Below are 18,371 nucleotides of genomic sequence, written 5' to 3'. Positions count from 1 at the left end.
AGCGTGACGTGACCTCATCCGATGTCAATGTGAAACAGACGGTTTCTCCCGCCGAATGGGAGGCACGAGTCAACCTGGCGGCCGCGTATCGCCTCACCGCGCTGTTCGGCTGGGACGATCTCGTGTTCACTCATATTTCCGCGCGCGTGCCCGGCCCCGAGCACCACTTCCTGATCAACCCGTACGGGATGATGTTCGACGAGATCACGGCGTCGTCGCTGGTCAAGGTGGATCTCGACGGACGCAAGGTGTCCGAATCGCCGTACGAGATCAACCCGGCCGGCTTCACGATCCACAGCGCGGTGCATGCGGCCCGCGACGATGCGCAATGCGTGATGCACACGCATTCGATCAACGGCGTGGCCGTCTCGGCGCAGGAAGGGGGCTTGCTGCCGCTGTCGCAGCAGTCGCTCGGCGTGCTGGCGTCGCTCGGCTATCACGACTACGAGGGCATCGCGCTCAATGAAGGCGAGAAGGCGCGCCTCGTGCACGACCTCGGCGGCAACACGAACCTGATGTTGCGCAACCACGGGTTGCTGACCGTCGGTGCGACGCCGGCCGATGCGTTCGTCGCGATGTACTTCTTCGAAGCGGCCTGCATGATCCAGGTGCGCGCGCAGGCGGGCGGCTCGACGCTGCTGCCGATCGCGCAGCCGATTCTCGACGGCATCAAGCAGCAGATCGCCGCGGTCACGCGCGGAATGGGCGCGGGGGCGCTCGTCTGGCCCGGATTGCTGCGCCGGCTCGATCGACGTAATCCCGGATACGCGGACTAGCTTGCGCGCCGTTGTCGTTTGCGAACGACCGTGCTAAATTCCTGCCAGCGCTTGCAGTCACGCAACCCTTCATTCGGCTGACACGGCCGGCAACCCGGGAGGCAGCACGATGAGTCTGTTGATGTCGCGACGCGATCTCGCGTTCCTGCTGTATGACTGGCTCGACGCCGAAGCGCTCGTCGCGCTGCCGCGCTACGCGGAGCACAGTCGCGAGACCTTCGACGCGGTGCTCGACACCAGCGAGCGGATCGCCGAAGACCTGTTCGCGCCGCACGCGGCGCGCGGCGATCGCGAGGAGCCGCGGTTCGACGGCGAACGCGTGACGCTGATCCCGGAAGTCGAACCGGCGGTGCGCGCGTTCGCGGACGCCGGCCTGATCGCCGCGGGTCACGACGAAGCGCTCGGCGGCATGCGCTTGCCGAAGCTCGTCGAAGCCGCGTCGTTCCTGTTCTTCCAGGCCGCGAACATCGCGACCGCCGCGTATCCGTTCCTGACCGTCGCCAATGCGAACCTGCTCGTCGCGCACGGCAGCGCCGCGCAGATCGACGCGTTCGCGTGCCCGGAGCTGGAAGGGCGTTTCCTCGGCACGATGTGCCTGTCCGAACCGCAAGCCGGCTCGTCGCTGTCCGACATCGCGACGCGCGCCGATTTCGAAGGCGATTCGCCGCTCGGCCCGCGCTACCGGCTGACCGGCAACAAGATGTGGATTTCCGGCGGCGAGCACGAGCTGGCGGAAAACATCGTCCACCTCGTGCTCGCGAAGATCCCCGACGAACATGGCCGGCTGCAACCCGGCACGCGCGGCATCTCGCTGTTCATCGTGCCGAAGTTCCTGACCGGTATCGATGGCGCGAATGGCGAGCACAACGACGTCGTGCTCGCCGGGCTGAACCACAAGATGGGTTATCGCGGCACGACCAACTGCCTGCTGAATTTCGGCGAAGGCACGCGTTATCGGCCCGAAGGGCGCGCGGGCGCGATCGGTTATCTGGTCGGCCAGCCGAATCACGGCCTCGCCTACATGTTCCATATGATGAACGAGGCGCGTATCGGGGTCGGCGCGGGCGCGGTGGCGCTCGGCTACACCGGTTATCTGCATGCGCTCGACTACGCGCGCAACCGCCCGCAAGGCCGCCCGCTCGGGCCTGCGGCCAAGGATGCGGCCGCGCTGCAGGCACCGATCGTCGACCATCCGGACGTGCGGCGCATGCTGCTCGCGCAGAAGGCCTATGTCGAAGGCGGTCTCGCGTTGATCCTGTACTGCGCGAGGCTGGTCGACGAAGCGCGCGCGCACGGCGATGCGACGGTGCGCGCCGAGGCTACGCGCCTGCTCGACATCCTGACGCCGATCGCGAAGAGCTGGCCGTCGCAGTGGTGTCTGGCCGCGAACGATCTCGCGATCCAGGTGCACGGCGGCTACGGCTACACGCGCGACTACGCGGTCGAACGGCTCTATCGCGACAACCGCCTGAATCCGATTCACGAAGGCACGCACGGTATCCAGGCGCTCGATCTGCTGGGCCGCAAGGTCACGCAGGACGACGGCGCATCGCTGCGCGCGCTCGATGCGCGGATCGGCACGACCGTCGAGCGCGCGCGAGCACTGGATGCCGGCGCGTGCGAGCAGGCCGATGCGTTGGCGCAGCGTTGGGCGAGACTGTGCGACGTGACGCATCAGTTGAGCGCGATCGGCGATCCGCGGACGCGGCTGGCGAATGCGAGCGTGTATCTCGAAGCGTTCGGCCATCTCGTCGTTGCGTGGCTGTGGCTCGACGTGACGCTCGCCGCGCACGGGCAGGACGGCGATTTCCACGACGGCAAGCGTGCGGCGGCCCGTTACTTCTTCCGCTGGGAACTGCCGAAGGTGGATGCGCAGCTCGACCTGCTGTCGAGCGTCGACACGACGACGCTCGACATGCGCGACGCGTGGTTCTGAACGTGGTTTCAACGACATTCCGGAATACCGACGATCGTGCCGATGCCGATGGCCATCGCATGCTCGTCGCGAACCGGCCGCGCGGGGCCATCCCGCACACCGTACCGATGCCCGGCCACGCCGCGCAAGGAGACAGAAGCGCATGAAAGCCCTGTTGTGTACCGCATTCGGCCCGATCGACCGCTTGCGCATCGAGGACGTCGCGATTCCCGAACCGGCCGCCGGGCAGGTCCGGATCCAGGTGAAGGCGGCATCGCTCAATTTTCCCGACGCGCTGATCGTCCAGGGGTTGTATCAGGTGAAACCGGCGCTGCCGTTTTCGCCGGGCGCCGAGTTCGCCGGCGTGATCGACGCGGTCGGCGAGGGCGTCACCGCGTGGCGGCCCGGCGATTCGGTGATGGCGTTTACCGGGCACGGCGGGTTCGCGCAGCAGTGCGTGGCCGATGCGCGGCAGCTCGCCGCGCTGCCGCCCGGCATGACGTTCGAGCAGGGCGCGGCGCTCGTGCTCGCCTACGGCACGTCGCTGCATGCGTTGCAGCAGCGTGCGCGCCTGCAGGCGGGCGAGACGCTGCTCGTGCTGGGCGCGGCCGGCGGCGTCGGGATCGCCGCGATCGAGATTGCGAAGGCGCTCGGTGCGCGCGTGATCGCGGCAGCGTCGAGCGCGGACAAGCTCGCGCTGTGCCGTGAAGCGGGCGCCGACGAGACGATCGACTATGCGACCGAAGACTTGCGCCGCCGCGTGGACGAACTGACGGGCGGCCGCGGCGCCGACGTCGTCTACGATCCGGTGGGCGGCGCGTACAGCGAAGCGGCGCTGCGCGCGACCGCGTGGCGCGGCCGGTTCCTCGTGGTCGGTTTCGCGGCCGGCGAGATTCCGAAGATCGCGTTGAATCTTGCGCTGCTGAAGGAGCGCGACATTCTCGGCGTGTTCTGGGGCGATGCGGTGCGGCGCGACCCGGCACAGCATGCCGCGAACATGCGGCTGCTCGCCGAATGGTTCGCAGCGGGCAAGGTGCGGCCCGCGATCACCGAGCGCGTGTCGCTGGACGGCGCGGCCGACGCGATCGCGCGGATGGCGAACCGGCAGGTGAAGGGCAAGGTGGTGATTTTTCCGGACGCGTGATCGGGGTTCGCCGCGCGGTGATTCAATGCGGGCCGCGCGGTGGGTTTTTCACGACGGCGGGCGCGGCGCGCGGGCTGCTGTAGAGCGTTGCGATCCGCTACACAGGCGCGCAATGTCGATCGGCGGTGAAACGGACAACGCGCGTTCTTCGTCAGCCGCTTCAATCCTTCGGCAAACGCAGCGTGTCGAGCGCATGCTGCGAGAACTCGACCCAGAACCGCTCGTTCGCGATGCCGGCCTGCAGCACCAGATGCTGCAGGCGCTTCGTGCGTGAATCGCCGGCCGCGGGGTCGCCGGTCGCCGGGTCGCCGGCCGCCACAAAGTCACGCGCCTCGATCTGCAGATACAAGTCCAGCTTTTCCTGATGCAGCGCGATGCGCCGCCGGATCTCGTCCTCGAGGCCGGCCGGCCCGAGCACGGCTTCCGCGCGCAGGCGCACCATCAACGCTTCGCGCAGCGGCGTCGGATCTTCCGGTTCGGCGATCCAGCGGCGCAATTCCTTCTTGCCGGCCGGCAGGATTCGATACGCACGCTTGCGGCCGCGGCCGGACTCGGCGGGCAGCGATTCGATCCAGCCCATTTCCTCGAGACGCCCGAGTTCGCGATAGATCTGCTGGTGCGTCGCCTGCCAGAAATAGCCGATCGAACGATCGAAGCGATCGGCGAGCTCGGACCCCGAACCGGGGCGTTCGGCGAGGGCGGTGAGAAGCGCGTGCGGCAGGGACATGTCGAATCGGCGAAGGCTGCGGAATGAACCGCATCTTGCCATATCGGGGCCGCAGCACAAACGACGCGGGTGCTTTTATGCAACATGTTGCACAAACAAAGCCGGCGAGCTACCATCAATGCAACTTGTTGCATAAACATGGAGACACCCGATGGCTTCCCGTTATCCGCATTTGACGACCCCGCTCGAACTCGGCTTCACGTCGCTCAGGAACCGCGTGTTGATGGGGTCGATGCACGTGGGCCTGGAGGAAGCGCCGAACGGTTTCAAGCGGATGGCCGCGTTCTATGCGGAACGTGCGCGCGGCGAGGCCGGCCTGATCGTCACGGGCGGCTTCGCGCCGAACGAGCGCGGCCGTCCGGCGCCCGGCGGCGCGATGCTGACGACCGAAGCGGAAGCCGAGCGTCATCGCGTCGTGACGCGCGCGGTGCAGGCGGAGGGCGGCAGGATCGCGTTGCAGATCCTGCATTTCGGGCGCTACGCGTATCACCCGGCGCTCGCGGCGCCCAGTGCGCTGAAGGCGCCGATCAACCGGTTCACGCCGCATGCGCTGACGAGCGATGAGGTCGACGAGACGATCGCCGATTTCGTGCGATGCGCGGCGCTCGCGCAGCATGCGGGCTACGACGGCGTCGAGATCATGGGGTCCGAGGGCTACCTGATCAACGAATTCATCGCCGCACGCACGAACCATCGCGACGATGCATGGGGCGGCGCGTACGAGAACCGCATCCGCTTCGCGGTCGAGATCGTGCGGCGCGTGCGCGAGCGTGTCGGCACGAACTTCATCGTCATCTACCGGCTGTCGATGCTCGATCTCGTCGAAGGCGGCTCGACGCTCGACGAGGTGATCCGGCTCGCGCAGGCGATAGAGGCGGCGGGCGCGACGATCCTCAATACCGGCATCGGCTGGCACGAGGCGCGCATTCCGACCATCGCGACCAAGGTGCCGCGCGCCGCGTATGCGTGGGTGACGCGGCAACTGATGGGCAAGGTCGGCATCCCGCTCGTCGCGACCAACCGGATCAACACGCCGGAAGTCGCCGAGCAACTGCTCGCCGACGGCTATTGCGACATGGTGTCGATGGCGCGGCCGTTCCTTGCCGATGCCGAGTTCGTTCGCAAGGCGCGGGAAGGGCGCGCGGACGAAATCAACACGTGCATCGGCTGCAACCAGGCATGCCTCGACCATACGTTCAGCGGCAGGATCACGTCGTGCCTCGTGAATCCGCGTGCGTGTCATGAAACCGAGCTCGTGATCCAGCCCGCGCCGCAGCGCAAGCGGATCGCGGTGGTCGGCGCCGGGCCGGCGGGCCTCGGCTTCGCGGTCACGGCGGCCGAACGCGGTCATGCGGTCACGCTGTACGAAGCGGGCGCCGAGATCGGCGGCCAGTTCAACATCGCGAAGAAGGTGCCCGGCAAGGAAGAGTTCAACGAGACGCTGCGCTATTTCCGTCGGCAGATCGAATTGCGCGGCATCGCGCTGCACGTCAACACGCGCGCGACCGCCGAGATGCTGTTGCAGGGCGAATTCGACGAAGTGGTGATCGCGACGGGCATCGTGCCGCGCACGCCGCCGATCGACGGCATCGGACATCCGAAAGCGCTCGGCTATCTCGACGTGCTGCGCGACGACAAGGCCGTGGGCCGCAGCGTCGCGATCGTCGGCGCGGGCGGCATCGGCTTCGACGTCGCCGAATATCTCGTTCATCGCGACGGCGACGACCGTGTCGACGCTGACCGGTTCTTCAGCGAATGGGGCGTCGACCGGTCGTATGCGCATGCCGGCGGGCTGGGCGACGCGCGGCCCGAGCCGGCGGCGCGGCACGTGCATCTGCTGCAGCGCAAGGCGTCGAAGGTCGGCGACGGGCTCGGCAAGACCACCGGATGGATTCACCGTACGGCGCTGAAGGCGCGCGGCGTCGGGATGTCGTCGGCGGTCACCTACCGGCGCATCGACGATGAAGGTCTTCACGTGACGATCGACGGCGTCGAGCAGACGCTGCCGGTGGACAACGTGGTGATCTGCGCGGGGCAGGAGCCGTCGCGGGAGCTGGCGGAGCAACTGCAGGCAGCCGGCTGCCGCGTGCATCTGATCGGCGGCGCATGCGAGGCCGCCGAACTCGATGCGAAGCGCGCGATTCACCAGGGCACGACGCTGGCCGCGACCCTTTGATACCGATTCGTTTCTTCCCCGTCCAACCACGTTACTGGAGACTGCGATGACGCACTCGCCGCTGAATGTTCATCCCGCCGTCGCGAAATCGCTCGACGCATGGCACGCGATGGTCGAACGCAAGGATTTCGGCGCGCTGGAATCGATCGTCCATCCGGACGCCACGTTCCGTTCGCCGATGGCGTTCAAGCCGTACGGGCCGGCGCCCGCGCTGCTGATGGCGCTGCGCACGGTGATCACGATCCTCGAGAACTTCACGTATCACCGCCAGTTCGCGACCGACGACGGCAAGAGCGTCGTGCTGGAGTTCGGCGCGACCATCGGCGACAAGGCGCTGAAGGGGATCGACATGATCCGCTTCGACGATGACGGCCGGATCGTCGAATTCGAGGTCATGATCCGGCCGTTCAATGCGCTGCAGGCGCTCGGCGCGGAAATGGGCGCGCGGCTCGGGCAGCAGTTGCCGGCGTTCAAGACCGGCGGTTGAGCAGCGCGGCGGTTGCCGCGAGGCGCGGGCCGCCGCCGCATGTCGTCACGCCCGCGCAAGCCGCTCGACGAACCAGTCGCAATGACGGTTTCGTTTATTGGTGTGTGGTGGGTGCGGGTTCAGCGCATCGTCGAACCGGGCAGGTTGCCGTCGAAGGCATCCTGCAGCAGCGCGCGCAGGCCGTCGCGCTCGACCGGGCGCGGGTTCCAGTACGGATTCGCGGCCGCGAGATCGGCGGCGCGATCGAGGTCGGCTTCCCGCATGCCGATCGCCTTCAACGACACCGGCGCGCCATTGTCGCGGGCCAGCGCGTAGAGGCCCCGCGCGGCGTCGTTCGTGCCGATCGCGCGGGCGATCCGCTGCATCGCGCCCGGTGCGTGCGCCGCGTTGTACGCGAGTGCATGCGGCAGCACGACCGTGTGGGTCGGCGCGTGCGGCAGATCGAAGCTGCCGCCGAGCGTATGGCAGAGCTTGTGGTGCAGCGCCATGCCGACGTTGCCGAGCACCATCCCGCACAGCCACGCGCCGTAGAGCGCATCGCCGCGCGCGTCGAGATCGGCCGGGTCGCGCCGCACGCCGGGCAGGCCGCGCGCCAGCGCGCGAATGCCTTCTTCGGCCACGAGGCTCATGACGGGATTCGCGTTGTTCGCGTAGAGCCCTTCCGCCGCATGCGCGATCGCGTTGAGGCCGCTCGTCACCGACAGTTCGACCGGCAGCGTGACCGTGAGCGCGGGGTCGTAGATCACCGTCTTCGGCAGTACGCGTGCGTCGTTGCCGGTGCGCTTCACGCCGCCTTCGGTGATGCCGTAGATCGGCGTCATTTCGCTGCCGGCGTAGGTCGTCGGGATCGCGAGGATCGGCAGACTGCTTTCGAGCGCGATGGCCTTGCCGAGGCCGATCGTCGAGCCGCCGCCGATCGCGACCGCGCAATCGGCGTCGCAGGAGCGGGCGAACGCCTGCGCATCGCGGGCGATCTCGATCGGCACGTGCATCGTCGCGCGGTCGTACAGTCCGGCGGCGCGCGCGCCGAGCCGCTCGACGATGCGCTCGGCGAGGTCTCGCTGCTCCGGCGTGCACAGCACGATCGCGCGCCGCGCACCGAGTTCCAGCACTTCGCGTTCGAGATGTTCGAGACTGCCCGCGCCGAAGATCACGCGTGCGGGGCGTGCCTGGTAGATGAAGTTCATGGGGGCGTCACTCCGTTGCGTAGTCGACCTGATGGCGCGCGATGCGCAGCCCGGTCAGTGCGTCGCGCACGCGTGCGTGTTCGGGATGCGTCGCGTACCCGTCGAGCGCTTCGCGCGACTCGAAGTCGGCGACGAGGATCAGGTCGAACGCATAATCGGCCGCGCTGAAATCCGCGCCGATCTCGAGGTGCGTCATGCCAGGAATCCGGCCGCGCAGGCTTTCGAACGCGGTCTTCACGGTGGCACGCGCGGCGGTGCGTTCGTGGTCGGTTGCGCCCGCAACCTTCCACATCACGACGTGCCGGATCATGCAGCACGCTCCGCGCGGTTCAGCACGAAGTCGTAGTCGAGCGTGTAGAACGGCGTGTCCATGCGCGAACCGTCGGGTGCGATGCCGGGCGGATGCCGGACCCAGTCCGCGACGAGCGTCGAGCGCACGCCGAACACCGCATCGGAGTCGAGATAGCGGTCGCCGTCGCGGAACACGTGCGTGATCAGGGTTTCGTAGCCGCGTGCTTCGATCATGAAGTGCAGGTGGGCGGGGCGCCACGGATGACGGCCAAGCGCATCGAGCATCGCGCCGACGGGGCCGTCGTGCGGAATCGGATACGGCTCGGCGAGGATCGAGCGGAACGCATAGCGGCCGTCGGCGCCGCTGCGCAGCCGGCCGCGCGCGCGATGCGTGACCGATCCGTCGTCGTCCGGCAACTGCACGTCGTAGTGGCCGTCCTCGTCGGCTTGCCACACTTCGAGCGATGCATGCGCGACCGGCGTGCCGTCGATGCCGCGCACCCGACCCGACACGAAACACGGCTCGCCGCATGCGCCGTTCGCGATGTCGTCGAACATCCCGAATTCGGGGCTGCCGTCGACGTAGAACGGCCCGAACACGGTCGCCTCCGTGCAGCCGGCCGGTTTCGCATGGTTCTGCGCGGTCACGAGCGTCGAGAGTCCGAGCACGTCGGACAGCAGGATGAACTCCTGGCGCTTGTCGTCGGTGATGTGGCCGACCGCCGTCAGGAAGCCGATCGCGGCTTGCCATTCGGCCTCGGTGAGCTTCGTTTCGCGGGCGAACGAATGCAGGTGCTGGACGAGGCTCGTCATCACCGTGCGCAGCCGCTCGTCGCGACAGCCGGAGAGCGACGCGATCACGGCTTGCGTGATGGTGTCTTCGTTGAGATTGCGCATTGGGGTTGTCTCCTGATGTCGTTCGATGGCGCATTGACGTAACATTAATTCCTCCCCGAATCGTAAAAAAGTGGGTTTGGAGGAGTTTTGTTCTCCGCCAGGTGGAAGAATCGAACGCATGGACAAGTGGACTCAGATCGAATTTTTCGTGCAGGTGGCGGAGCTCGGCAGCCTGTCGAAGGCCGCCGAGCGGCTCGGCATGTCGAGCGCGGCGGCGAGCCGTTGCCTGACCGCGCTGGAAGAACGGCTGGGCGCGCGGCTCGTCGAGCGGACCACGCGCCGGCTGTGGCTGACCGACGCCGGGCACGAGTATCACCGGCGTTGCGTCGCGATCCTGACGGAGCTGTCGGAAGCGGATGCCGCCGTCAACGAAGCGAGCGTCAACCCGGCCGGCACGCTGCGCGTGACCGCGTCGGTATCGTTCGCGTCGATCTACATCGCGCCCGCGCTGCCCGAGTTTCACCGGCGCTACCCGAACCTGAACGTGCAGATCGTCGCGGCGAACCGTTATCCGGATTTCATCGAGGCCGGCATCGACGTGGCGATCCGCACGCGCGAACATGAAGCGGATTCGGGTATCACCGTGCGCAAGCTCGCCGAGACGCGGCGCGTGCTGGCCGCGTCGCCCGGGTATCTGGCGAAGCACGGCGCGCCGGCGACGCCCGACGCGCTGGGCGAGCACCGGCTGCTGGTCTATAACCTCGCGAACGATCCGTACGTGCTGCATTTCCGCCACGGGGCGAAGAAGCAGTCGGTCACGATCAAGAGCGTGCTCGACGCGAACGAAGGGCAGGTGATCCGTGCCGCGGCGCTCGCCGGGCTCGGTATCCTGATCCAGCCGCTTTACATCATTCACGACGATATCGTCGCGGGGAAGCTGGTGCCGGTGCTGACCGACTGGCAACTGCCGGCGCTCACCGTCAACATCGCGTATCAGAGCCGCCGTCACCAGCCGGCGAAGATCCGCGTCTTCACCGAGTTCCTGATCGAGCGTTTCGAACGGCTCGGGCTTGCGCGCAAGTGGAAGGAGGTCGGCCGCTGAGCGGGGGCCGGCACGGCGCTGCCGCGTATTGCTCCGCATGACGGGGAACTGTTCTCCCGAGCGTCGTCTTTTTCGCCGCTGTCGTGCGTTTTACGTTGCGTCTCCCCGGGCCGGCAGAGCCCGGCTCGTGAATGCACGAGAACCAGCGGTCTGGAGACGACGTGCGCTACGCATTGCGGCGGGACGCACAGCGCGGAACACAAGCTGTCGAAACCCTGACGGATCAAGTTGATATATTGTATCATCTGACGTTTTCGTCGCCGGCCGGCCGGGCTGCCCGGGCCGGCCGCATGCGGCGACACCAACGAAGATCGATACGACGTGACGAGAACCGGACATACCCCGGCGCGCGGGGAGCGGCGCCATGCCGCGCCGCGCCGGACCACGGGCGCCTGGCGCATCCGCGCGGCACGCAGGTGCACGACCTTGCTGGGCTGCGCGATGGCCACCACCGGCGCGCTGGCCGCCGAAGCCGCGGCGTCGGCGCCGGCGCCGGACGACCGGCACGCGCTGCCGGCGATCAACGTCACTGCGTCGTCCGCGTCGGCCGGTCCGCTGACGCAACCGCTCGAAACCGGCTCGCGGCTCGGGCTCGCCAGCCTCGACACGCCCGCGAGCGTCGAAACCGTCACGGCCGATACGATCGACGCACGCGGCGATCGCACGGTACTCGACGCGGTCACGCGCACGGCCGGCTTTGCGAGCGCGATCGCACCGGGCACCGGCGGCACCGCCCTGAGTGTGCGCGGCTTCAGCGGGCAGGAATCGGTGATGACGCTGCTCGACGGCGTGCGGTTGATGCCGGCGGCCGGCACGATCACGTTTCCGTTCGACACGTGGTCGGTCGCGCGCATCGAGGTGCTGCGCGGCCCGGCATCGGTGCTGTACGGCGAAGGGGCGATCGGAGGAGTCGTGAACGTGGTGCCGAAGCGGCCGCAGCGCACGCGCGAGACGACGCTGCAGGCGGGCGTCGGCCCCGACGGCGCGAAGCGCTTCGCGTTCGATACGACGGGCGCGCTCGGCCCGCGGCTGTCGTACCGCTTCCATGCGAGCGATGCGCGTGCGAACGGTCTCGCCGAGCGGGCCGATACGCATACGACGGCCATCGGCGGCGCGCTGACATTCGACGTGAGCCCGCAGCTCACGCTGACGCTCGACTACGACTACGGGCGCCAGATGCCCGCGACCTACTATGGCGTGCCGGCGCCGCACGGCGTGCTCGATCCGTCGCTGCGCAAGCTGAACTACACGGTCGGCGACGCGACGATTTCGTACTACGACCAGTGGACGCGCCTGTCGGCCCGCTACCGGCCCGCGCCCGGCGTGACGATCGACAACCAGCTCTACTACCTGACATCGAACCGTCACTGGCGTAACGCCGAATCGTATGTGCTCGACCCCGCGACCGCGCGCGTCACGCGCGGCGACTATCTCGACATCGGCCATCATCAGCGGCAGATCGGCGACCGGCTGAGCGCGCGTTTCGACGGGATGCTGTTCGGTCGCGCGAACCGTTTCGTCGTCGGCACGGAATTCAGCCAGATCACGTTCAGCGGCATCAACAATTCGCCGTACGGCGGCGAAACGACGGTGCCGGCGCACGGCTTCGATCCTGGTGTATTCACGAGCCCCGATCCGACCGTGCCGCAATTCAGCACGCGCGCACGGCAGGCGGCGGTATTCGCGGAGAACCGGCTCGAGGTGCTGCCGCGGCTCGCGTGGGTGAGCGGCCTGCGCTACGACCACATCGCGTTCAGTCGCGAGCAGGCGGCGACCGGCGCGGGCTTCGACAAGCGGTTCGCGAACGTCGGTTGGCGCACCGGTGTCGTGTTCGACATCGCGCCGACGTTCACCGCCTATGCGCAGTACACGACGGGCGCGGAGGGCGTCGGCTCGCTCGTGACGCTGTCCGCGTCGCAGATGAACTACCGGCTCGCGACTGGCGAACAGTGGGAAGCCGGGCTCAAGCAGACGCTGCTCGACGGTCGCGCGTACTGGACGGTCGCGGTGTACGACATCACGAAGCGCAACCTGCTCAGCACCGATCCGTTCAATCCGGCGCTGCGCCAGCAGGTCGGCCGGCAGTCGTCGCGCGGCGTCGAGCTGACCGGCGGCGCGCGGCTGCCGCACGGCTGGACGATCGAGGCGAACGTCGCGCTGCTGCGTGCGCGCTACGACGCATTCAACCAGACGGTCGGCGGCGCGACGGTGTCGCGGGCTGGCAATGTGCCGTCGGGCGTGCCGCAGCAGACCGCGAACCTGTGGCTCGGCTGGGCATTCGCCGAGCGCTGGCACGCGAATGCGGGCGTGCGTTACGTCGGCGCGACCTACGGCGACGATGCGAATCGCGTACAGGTGCCGTCGTATACGGTGTTCGATGCGTCGCTGCGCTGGCAGCCGACGTCGCGCACCGAGCTCGCGCTGTATCTGCGCAATCTCGCGAACCGCACGTACGCGGTGACGACGTCGAACGGCGGCGAGCAATGGCTGCTCGGTCCGTCGCGCTCGGCGGAGCTCGTCGCGACGATGCGCTTCTAGGGCGGCACGACATGCGTCCCGTCAAACACATGCTCGACATCGAACGCGTGAGCTGGTCTCCCGGCGGCGCGATCGACGTGCTCGATTCGGTGACGCTGACGGTGGCCGAAGGCGAGTTCGTCGGGCTGGTCGGCCCGAACGGCAGCGGCAAGACGAGCCTGCTGCGCTGCGTGTTCCGCTACGCGCGGCCCGACGCGGGTCGCGTCGCGCTCGACGCGCAGGACGTGTGGCGCATGCGGCCGCGCGCAGTCGCACAGCGCATCGCGGTGCTGCAGCAGGAAACGCCCGACGATTTCGGGCTGACGGTCGACGAACTGGTCGGCATGGGCCGCACGCCGCACAAGCGGGCGTTCGATGCGGAGTCGGCCGACGACAGCCGGATCGTCGATTCCGCGCTGCACGATGTGGGCCTCGTCGAACGCCGCGCGCAGCGTTTCGCGTCGCTGTCGGGCGGCGAGAAGCAGCGCGCGCTGCTGGCCCGCGCACTCGCGCAGCAGCCCGAACTGCTGTTGCTCGACGAACCGACCAACCATCTCGACCTGCGTCACCAGCTCGAACTGCTCGCACGCGTGCGCCGCCTCGGCATCGCGACACTCGCGACGATTCATGACCTCAATCTCGCGGCCGCGTATTGCGACCGCCTCCATGTGCTCGCGCACGGCCGCGTCGTCGCGTCCGGCGCGCCGGACGACGTGCTGACTGAAGCGCTGCTGCGCGATGTGTTCGGCGTCGCGGCGCTCGTCGATCGCCATCCCGCCACGGGCCGCCCGCGCATCACGCCGCTTCATCCGGAATGACCACCATGCCGTTTTCTCTCCTGTCTTTCGTCGCCCGCCGGCTGGTCGCAGCTGCCGTGCTCGGCGGCGCGGCCGTGCACGCGCTCGCCTATCCCGTCACCGTGCGCAGTTGCGATCGCGACGTGACGTTCGAGCGCGCACCGACGCGCGCGGTGAGCAACGACGTGAACCTGACCGAGATGATGCTCGCGCTCGGCCTGAAGGACCGGCTCGTCGGCTATACGGGCATCGGCGGCTGGAAGACGGGCACCGCGCGCGTGCGCGACGCGTTGCGCGGCGTGCCCGAACTGGCGAGCCAGTATCCGTCGCTGGAAGTGCTGGCCGCCGCGCGCGCCGACTTCTATCTCGCGGGCTGGAACTACGGGATGCACGTCGGCGGGCCGGTGACACCGGCGACGCTCGCGCCGTTCGGCATCCGCACCTACGAACTGACCGAATCGTGTTCGCACGTGATGAAGCAGTCGGCCGCGTCGTTCGACGACGTGTTCCGCGACCTGACCAATCTCGGTCGCATCTTCGGTGTCGATGCGCGCGCCGCGCAGGTCGTCGCCGGGATGCGCGCGCGGCTCGCGGCGGTGTCACGCGCGATCGGGCGCCCGGCGCCGCTGCGCGTGTTCGTGTACGACAGCGGCACCGACAAGCCGATGACCGCGGGCGGGCTCGCGATGCCGACCGCGTTGCTCGCGGCGGCGGGCGCGCGCAACGTGATGGACGACCTGCCGCGCAGCTGGACGCAGGTGAGCTGGGAAAGCGTGGTCGCACGCGATCCGCAGGTGATCGTGATCGTCGACTATTCGGCGGTCACGGCCGCGCAGAAGCAGCAGTTCCTGTCGAGCCAGCCGGCGCTCGCGCGCGTGGCCGCGATTCGCGACCGGCGCTTCGTCGTGATTCCGTACGATGCCGCGACGCCCGGCCCGGAGAACGTCGCGGCGGTCGAGACGCTGGCCCGCGCGCTGTATCCGGCCGCATTCGCCGGAGCGGCACGATGAGCGTGCGCGGGCAGGCGGCGCGGGTCGACATGCGCATGGTGCTGCCGGGGCTGGCCGTGCTGCTGATCGTGTCGATCGTCGTGTCGGCCGCGTTCGGTCCCGCGCCGATCGCGATGCCGGCCGCGGTGCGGATCGTCGCCGCGCACGTCGCGTCGGCGTTCGGCGGCGCCGATGCGTTCGCGGCGGCGCCGGGCGACGACAGCATCGTGTGGTTGATCCGGATGCCGCGTGCGCTGCTGGCCGCGATCGTCGGCGCGACGCTGGCGACGGTCGGCGTTGCGTTGCAGGCGGCGACCGCGAACCGCCTGGCCGATCCGCACCTGCTCGGCGTGAGCGCGGGCGCGATGCTCGGTGCGATCGCGGTCACGGTGGTGGCCGGCGCGGCGTTCGGTCCGTTCACGCTGTCGGCCGCCGCGTTTGCAGGTGCGCTTGTGGCGACCGCGTGCGTGGGCGCGCTCGCTTACCGGAGCGGCCGGCTCGAATCGGACCGGCTGCTGCTCGCGGGCGTGTCGGTGTCGTTCATGATGGCTGCGTTCGGCAACCTGCTGCTGTATCTCGGCGACCAGCGCGCCGCGTCGTCGGTGCTGTTCTGGATGCTCGGCGGCGTCGGGCTCGCGCGCTGGGACCTGCTGCCGGTGCCGGCCGTGTGCGCGGTGCTCGCCGGCTGCGCGCTCCATGCGCGTCGACGCGAACTGAATGCGCTGATGTCGGGCGACGTCGCCGCCGCGTCGCTCGGCGTGCCGAGCGCGCGGATGCGGCGCGAGGTGTTCGTCGTCGCGTCGTTCGCGACGGGCGCGATGGTCGCGGTGAGCGGCGCGATCGGCTTCGTCGGGCTCGTGACGCCGCATCTGTGCCGTCGCGTCGTCGGCGCGGAGCACGGCCGGCTGCTGCCGGTCGCCGCGCTGGCCGGCGCGATCCTGCTCGTGTGGGCCGATGTCGCCGCGCGCACGCTCGCAGCGCCGGAGGACCTGCCGATCGGCATCGTGACCGCGCTGTTCGGCAGCCTGTTCTTCGTCGCGCTGCTGCGCCAGCGCTGAGCGAAGGCACGGTCACGCGGGGGCGGGTAGGCGCCCGCCGCCGTTTTCATTGAAGCGGGACGACCGTGCCCGTGCCGCTGCGGCGGCGCGCATCGGCATGCGTGCTTTCCACGTGCTGCGCGACGTCGAACAGACTGTCCGGCAGCGCACGCACGGGCAGCGTGATCACGAAGCGCGCGCCGCCGAGCGGCGAATCCTCGAGCCGCACGTCGCCGCCGTGCACCTGCGCGACACGCCGCACGATCGCGAGCCCGAGCCCGAAGCCGCCGGTCTGACGGTCGCGGCTCGAATCCAGCCGCTGGAACGGCTCGAACACGCGGGCGCGTTCGGCGGCCGGAATGCCGGGACCATCGTCGTCGACGCTCAGCACGAGCGCGCCGGACGGGTCGCAGGTAGCGGCCAGCACGACCTTGCGCGACGCATAGCGGGCGCCGTTGCGAATCAGGTTCAGCAACGCGCGGGCGACGAGCTTCGGGTCGCAGACGTGGGTCGCGGGCGCGTCGAGCGTCGACACGTCGAGCGCGATGCCGCGATCGGCGATGTCGTCCGCGACGTTGCCGGCGACGCTGTCGATCAGTGCATCGACGACGACTTCCATCGGCGCGAGCTCGCTCGCACCCTGTTCGAGCCGGCCGATCGTCAGCAGCTCGGTGACGAGCTCGTCGAGTTCGCGCACGTCGCGCCGCAGCGCGTCGCGGCGCTCGCGCATCCGGCCCGTCTCGTCGGCGTCGGCGAGCAGCGCGAGCCCGAATTCGAGTCGGGCGAGCGGCGTTTTCAGTTCATGCGAGATGCCGTGCATCATTTCGCGCTGCTGCTTGATCGACGCCTCGATACGCGCGGCCATGTCGTTGAACTGCTGCGACAGCTCGTAGATGTTCGACTTGCCCGACAGCTTCACGCGCGTCGACAGCATTCCGGCGCCGAACGCGCGTGCGGCATCCTGCAGCCGGCGAATGTCGCGCCAGTGATAGTGAATCCACAGCACCACCGCGAACAGCGTCGCGAGCGCGAGCAGCATGTACGCATAGATCCGGATGTCGAGGTCCGGCGCCTCGATCGGGCGGGCATGCAGCACCGAGCCGTCCGCGAGCGGCATGTAGTAATCCTTGCCGTTGTAGCTGATCGCGATCCTGCCGGCATCGAGATCGCGCAACGGCGCGCCGCTCAGTTGCGCACGCGCGTCGGCCATCGACATGAAGCCGAATCCTTCGCGGCCATGCAGCGCGAGTTCGCGCAATGCGAGCTCGCGCTGCGCGCCCGGATGGCGTTCGAGGTAGTCGTTCAGCACGAACGAATAGGTCGTCAGCGAATCGCGCTGCGCCTGCGCGCCGCGTTCATAGAAGATCCGGTCGAACGACAGCTGGATGAAGATGATCGACGCGCCGACGAACAGGATCACGACGAGGTACAACCGGAGCAACGGGCGCAGCATTTACTCGTCCCACGCAGAAGGGCTGAACAGGTAGCCGCGACCCCAGATCGTCTTGATCTTGTGCGGCTCCGATGACGCATCCTCGAAGCGGCGGCGCAGCTTCGAGATGCCGGAATCGACCGAGCGGTCGAGCCCGTCGAATTCGATCCCGCGCAACTGCTTCAGGATGTCGTCGCGGCTCAGCACGGTGCCGGCCGCGCGCGCGAGGATCAGCAACAGGTTGAATTCGGCGGTCTTCAGCTCGACCGGCTCGCCGCGCCACGTGACGGTGCGGTTCGGCGGCGAAATGGCGAGCTCGCCGAAGACCAGCGCGTCGGGCGCGACCGCGGGCGCTTCCGCCGCGGCCGGCTGCGCGCGGCGCAACAGCGCGCGGGCGCGGGCGACGAGCACGCGCGGCTCGATCGGCTTCGTCACGTAGTCGTCGGCGCCCGTCTCGAGCCCGGCGACCTGGTCGTACACGTCTGCCCGCGCGGTCAGGATCAGCACCGGGACGTTGGTGAACGCGCGGATGCGCCGGCAGACTTCCATGCCGTCGAGATTCGGCAGCATCAGGTCGAGTATCACGAGGGCCGGCTGGTGCTCGCGCACCGCCGCGACGGCGAGGTCGCCGCGCCGCACGACCGTCACCGCGAATTCATAGCCGTCGAGGTATTCGCGGACGAGCTGCGCGAGGCGATCGTCGTCCTCGATCAGCAGCACACGGTATTTGAGTGGAACTTCGTTCATGGACTCCTCAGGATGCACGCGCCATCTCCCACCCGGCAGACCGATGCGCGGCGCGGCACGCGAATTCTATCCGGCCGATCGACCGCCGGGGCAGCGGGGCGACAATCTCCAACAATCGAACACAATTGCGCACAGATTCGCCGCACATTCAGGACAGTCTCGGCGCGGGGCGGCACCTAGACTGCGGGCTTCGTCACCCTTATCTCAATA

At 68.6% G+C, this 18,371-nt stretch carries 16 protein-coding genes; 10 read left to right on the top strand and 6 right to left on the bottom strand.

Annotation, left to right across the window (positions count from 1 at the left end):
* Window positions 1–8: 8 nt before the first annotated feature.
* The 3 genes from BLS50_RS01675 to BLS50_RS01665 all read left to right on the top strand — a co-directional run bounded on the left by BLS50_RS01675 (window position 9) and on the right by BLS50_RS01665 (window position 3,835).
* Complete coding sequence (locus tag BLS50_RS01675) at window positions 9–776, top strand: class II aldolase/adducin family protein (protein ID WP_074800265.1); 768 nt, start codon at window positions 9–11, stop codon at window positions 774–776.
* A 109-nt stretch (window positions 777–885) separates the two neighbouring features.
* Entirely contained in the window at window positions 886–2,712 is a 1,827-nt protein-coding gene (locus tag BLS50_RS01670; RefSeq protein WP_074800260.1) for an acyl-CoA dehydrogenase, read from the top strand.
* A gap of 142 nt (window positions 2,713–2,854) precedes the next feature.
* Window positions 2,855–3,835 carry an NADPH:quinone oxidoreductase family protein gene (locus BLS50_RS01665; protein WP_074800257.1) on the top strand — a complete coding sequence of 327 codons (981 nt, stop codon included), beginning with the start codon at window positions 2,855–2,857 and terminating at the stop codon, window positions 3,833–3,835.
* 160 nt (window positions 3,836–3,995) lie between these two features.
* On the opposite strand, the gene BLS50_RS01660 is transcribed toward BLS50_RS01665, so the two are convergent.
* Window positions 3,996–4,562: a PadR family transcriptional regulator gene (locus BLS50_RS01660; RefSeq protein WP_027813742.1), complete on the bottom strand. Its 567-nt coding sequence runs from the start codon at window positions 4,560–4,562 to the stop codon at window positions 3,996–3,998.
* Window positions 4,563–4,713: 151 nt separating this feature from the next.
* Between BLS50_RS01660 and BLS50_RS01655 the strand changes: the two genes are divergently transcribed.
* Both BLS50_RS01655 and BLS50_RS01650 read left to right on the top strand, forming a co-directional pair.
* Window positions 4,714–6,738, top strand: coding sequence for an oxidoreductase (locus BLS50_RS01655; RefSeq protein ID WP_074800253.1), 2,025 nt, complete (start codon window positions 4,714–4,716; stop codon window positions 6,736–6,738).
* A 46-nt stretch (window positions 6,739–6,784) separates the two neighbouring features.
* Window positions 6,785–7,225 (top strand): nuclear transport factor 2 family protein, encoded by a 441-nt coding sequence (locus BLS50_RS01650; protein ID WP_074800251.1) that lies wholly within the window; start codon window positions 6,785–6,787, stop codon window positions 7,223–7,225.
* A gap of 119 nt (window positions 7,226–7,344) precedes the next feature.
* On the opposite strand, the gene BLS50_RS01645 is transcribed toward BLS50_RS01650, so the two are convergent.
* Genes BLS50_RS01645 through BLS50_RS01635 form a run of 3 tightly spaced genes read right to left on the bottom strand, consistent with a single transcriptional unit; the run spans window position 7,345 to window position 9,600 of the window.
* Window positions 7,345–8,412, bottom strand: coding sequence for a maleylacetate reductase (locus BLS50_RS01645; RefSeq protein ID WP_074800248.1), 1,068 nt, complete (start codon window positions 8,410–8,412; stop codon window positions 7,345–7,347).
* A 7-nt stretch (window positions 8,413–8,419) separates the two neighbouring features.
* Window positions 8,420–8,722, bottom strand: a complete 303-nt coding sequence (locus BLS50_RS01640) for a Dabb family protein (RefSeq protein ID WP_074800245.1) — start codon at window positions 8,720–8,722, stop codon at window positions 8,420–8,422.
* A complete protein-coding gene (locus BLS50_RS01635) occupies window positions 8,719–9,600 on the bottom strand; it encodes an intradiol ring-cleavage dioxygenase (protein WP_027813747.1) in 882 nt (293 codons plus the stop codon). Before BLS50_RS01635 ends, BLS50_RS01640 begins: the two co-directional genes overlap by 4 nt.
* Before the next feature lie 118 nt (window positions 9,601–9,718).
* Here BLS50_RS01635 and BLS50_RS01630 point away from each other — a divergent pair, with 118 nt between their 5' ends.
* The 5 genes from BLS50_RS01630 to BLS50_RS01610 all read left to right on the top strand — a co-directional run bounded on the left by BLS50_RS01630 (window position 9,719) and on the right by BLS50_RS01610 (window position 16,003).
* Window positions 9,719–10,642, top strand: a complete 924-nt coding sequence (locus tag BLS50_RS01630; protein ID WP_074800242.1) for a LysR family transcriptional regulator — start codon at window positions 9,719–9,721, stop codon at window positions 10,640–10,642.
* Between the two features lie 441 nt (window positions 10,643–11,083).
* Entirely contained in the window at window positions 11,084–13,180 is a 2,097-nt protein-coding gene (locus tag BLS50_RS01625) for a TonB-dependent receptor (protein WP_074802743.1), read from the top strand.
* Between the two features lie 11 nt (window positions 13,181–13,191).
* Entirely contained in the window at window positions 13,192–13,977 is a 786-nt protein-coding gene (locus tag BLS50_RS01620; protein WP_074800239.1) for an ABC transporter ATP-binding protein, read from the top strand.
* Window positions 13,974–14,966: an ABC transporter substrate-binding protein gene (locus BLS50_RS01615; RefSeq protein WP_074800236.1), complete on the top strand. Its 993-nt coding sequence runs from the start codon at window positions 13,974–13,976 to the stop codon at window positions 14,964–14,966. The genes BLS50_RS01620 and BLS50_RS01615 overlap by 4 nt, the downstream gene beginning before the upstream one ends.
* Window positions 14,963–16,003 (top strand): FecCD family ABC transporter permease, encoded by a 1,041-nt coding sequence (locus tag BLS50_RS01610; protein ID WP_074800233.1) that lies wholly within the window; start codon window positions 14,963–14,965, stop codon window positions 16,001–16,003. Before BLS50_RS01615 ends, BLS50_RS01610 begins: the two co-directional genes overlap by 4 nt.
* Before the next feature lie 46 nt (window positions 16,004–16,049).
* Here the strand turns inward: BLS50_RS01610 and BLS50_RS01605 are convergent, their stop codons facing one another.
* Together BLS50_RS01605 and BLS50_RS01600 are read right to left on the bottom strand one after the other, a co-directional pair.
* Window positions 16,050–17,435, bottom strand: a complete 1,386-nt coding sequence (locus BLS50_RS01605) for an ATP-binding protein (RefSeq protein ID WP_074800230.1) — start codon at window positions 17,433–17,435, stop codon at window positions 16,050–16,052.
* Complete coding sequence (locus BLS50_RS01600) at window positions 17,436–18,161, bottom strand: response regulator (RefSeq protein ID WP_011545135.1); 726 nt, start codon at window positions 18,159–18,161, stop codon at window positions 17,436–17,438. It abuts the gene before it with no gap.
* Window positions 18,162–18,371: the final 210 nt, after the last annotated feature.

Origin of the sequence: Burkholderia orbicola (assembly GCF_900100915.1) — a bacterium.
Taxonomy (GTDB): Bacteria; Pseudomonadota; Gammaproteobacteria; order Burkholderiales; family Burkholderiaceae; genus Burkholderia; species Burkholderia orbicola.
Note: the sequence above shows the minus strand (reverse complement) of the source record. Positions and strands in the feature narration are given on the sequence as shown.

What these genes read in the sequence shown, in the direction of transcription:
- BLS50_RS01670 (WP_074800260.1), top strand. Translation starts at nt 886, where the DNA reads ATGAGTCTGTTGATGTCGCGACGCGATCTCGCGTTCCTGCTGTATGAC.
- BLS50_RS01665 (WP_074800257.1), top strand. Translation starts at nt 2,855, where the DNA reads ATGAAAGCCCTGTTGTGTACCGCATTCGGCCCGATCGACCGCTTGCGC.
- BLS50_RS01660 (WP_027813742.1), bottom strand. Translation starts at nt 4,562, where the DNA reads ATGTCCCTGCCGCACGCGCTTCTCACCGCCCTCGCCGAACGCCCCGGT.
- BLS50_RS01655 (WP_074800253.1), top strand. Translation starts at nt 4,714, where the DNA reads ATGGCTTCCCGTTATCCGCATTTGACGACCCCGCTCGAACTCGGCTTC.
- BLS50_RS01650 (WP_074800251.1), top strand. Translation starts at nt 6,785, where the DNA reads ATGACGCACTCGCCGCTGAATGTTCATCCCGCCGTCGCGAAATCGCTC.
- BLS50_RS01645 (WP_074800248.1), bottom strand. Translation starts at nt 8,412, where the DNA reads ATGAACTTCATCTACCAGGCACGCCCCGCACGCGTGATCTTCGGCGCG.
- BLS50_RS01640 (WP_074800245.1), bottom strand. Translation starts at nt 8,722, where the DNA reads ATGATCCGGCACGTCGTGATGTGGAAGGTTGCGGGCGCAACCGACCAC.
- BLS50_RS01635 (WP_027813747.1), bottom strand. Translation starts at nt 9,600, where the DNA reads ATGCGCAATCTCAACGAAGACACCATCACGCAAGCCGTGATCGCGTCG.
- BLS50_RS01630 (WP_074800242.1), top strand. Translation starts at nt 9,719, where the DNA reads ATGGACAAGTGGACTCAGATCGAATTTTTCGTGCAGGTGGCGGAGCTC.
- BLS50_RS01625 (WP_074802743.1), top strand. Translation starts at nt 11,084, where the DNA reads ATGGCCACCACCGGCGCGCTGGCCGCCGAAGCCGCGGCGTCGGCGCCG.
- BLS50_RS01620 (WP_074800239.1), top strand. Translation starts at nt 13,192, where the DNA reads ATGCGTCCCGTCAAACACATGCTCGACATCGAACGCGTGAGCTGGTCT.
- BLS50_RS01615 (WP_074800236.1), top strand. Translation starts at nt 13,974, where the DNA reads ATGACCACCATGCCGTTTTCTCTCCTGTCTTTCGTCGCCCGCCGGCTG.
- BLS50_RS01610 (WP_074800233.1), top strand. Translation starts at nt 14,963, where the DNA reads ATGAGCGTGCGCGGGCAGGCGGCGCGGGTCGACATGCGCATGGTGCTG.
- BLS50_RS01605 (WP_074800230.1), bottom strand. Translation starts at nt 17,435, where the DNA reads ATGCTGCGCCCGTTGCTCCGGTTGTACCTCGTCGTGATCCTGTTCGTC.
- BLS50_RS01600 (WP_011545135.1), bottom strand. Translation starts at nt 18,161, where the DNA reads ATGAACGAAGTTCCACTCAAATACCGTGTGCTGCTGATCGAGGACGAC.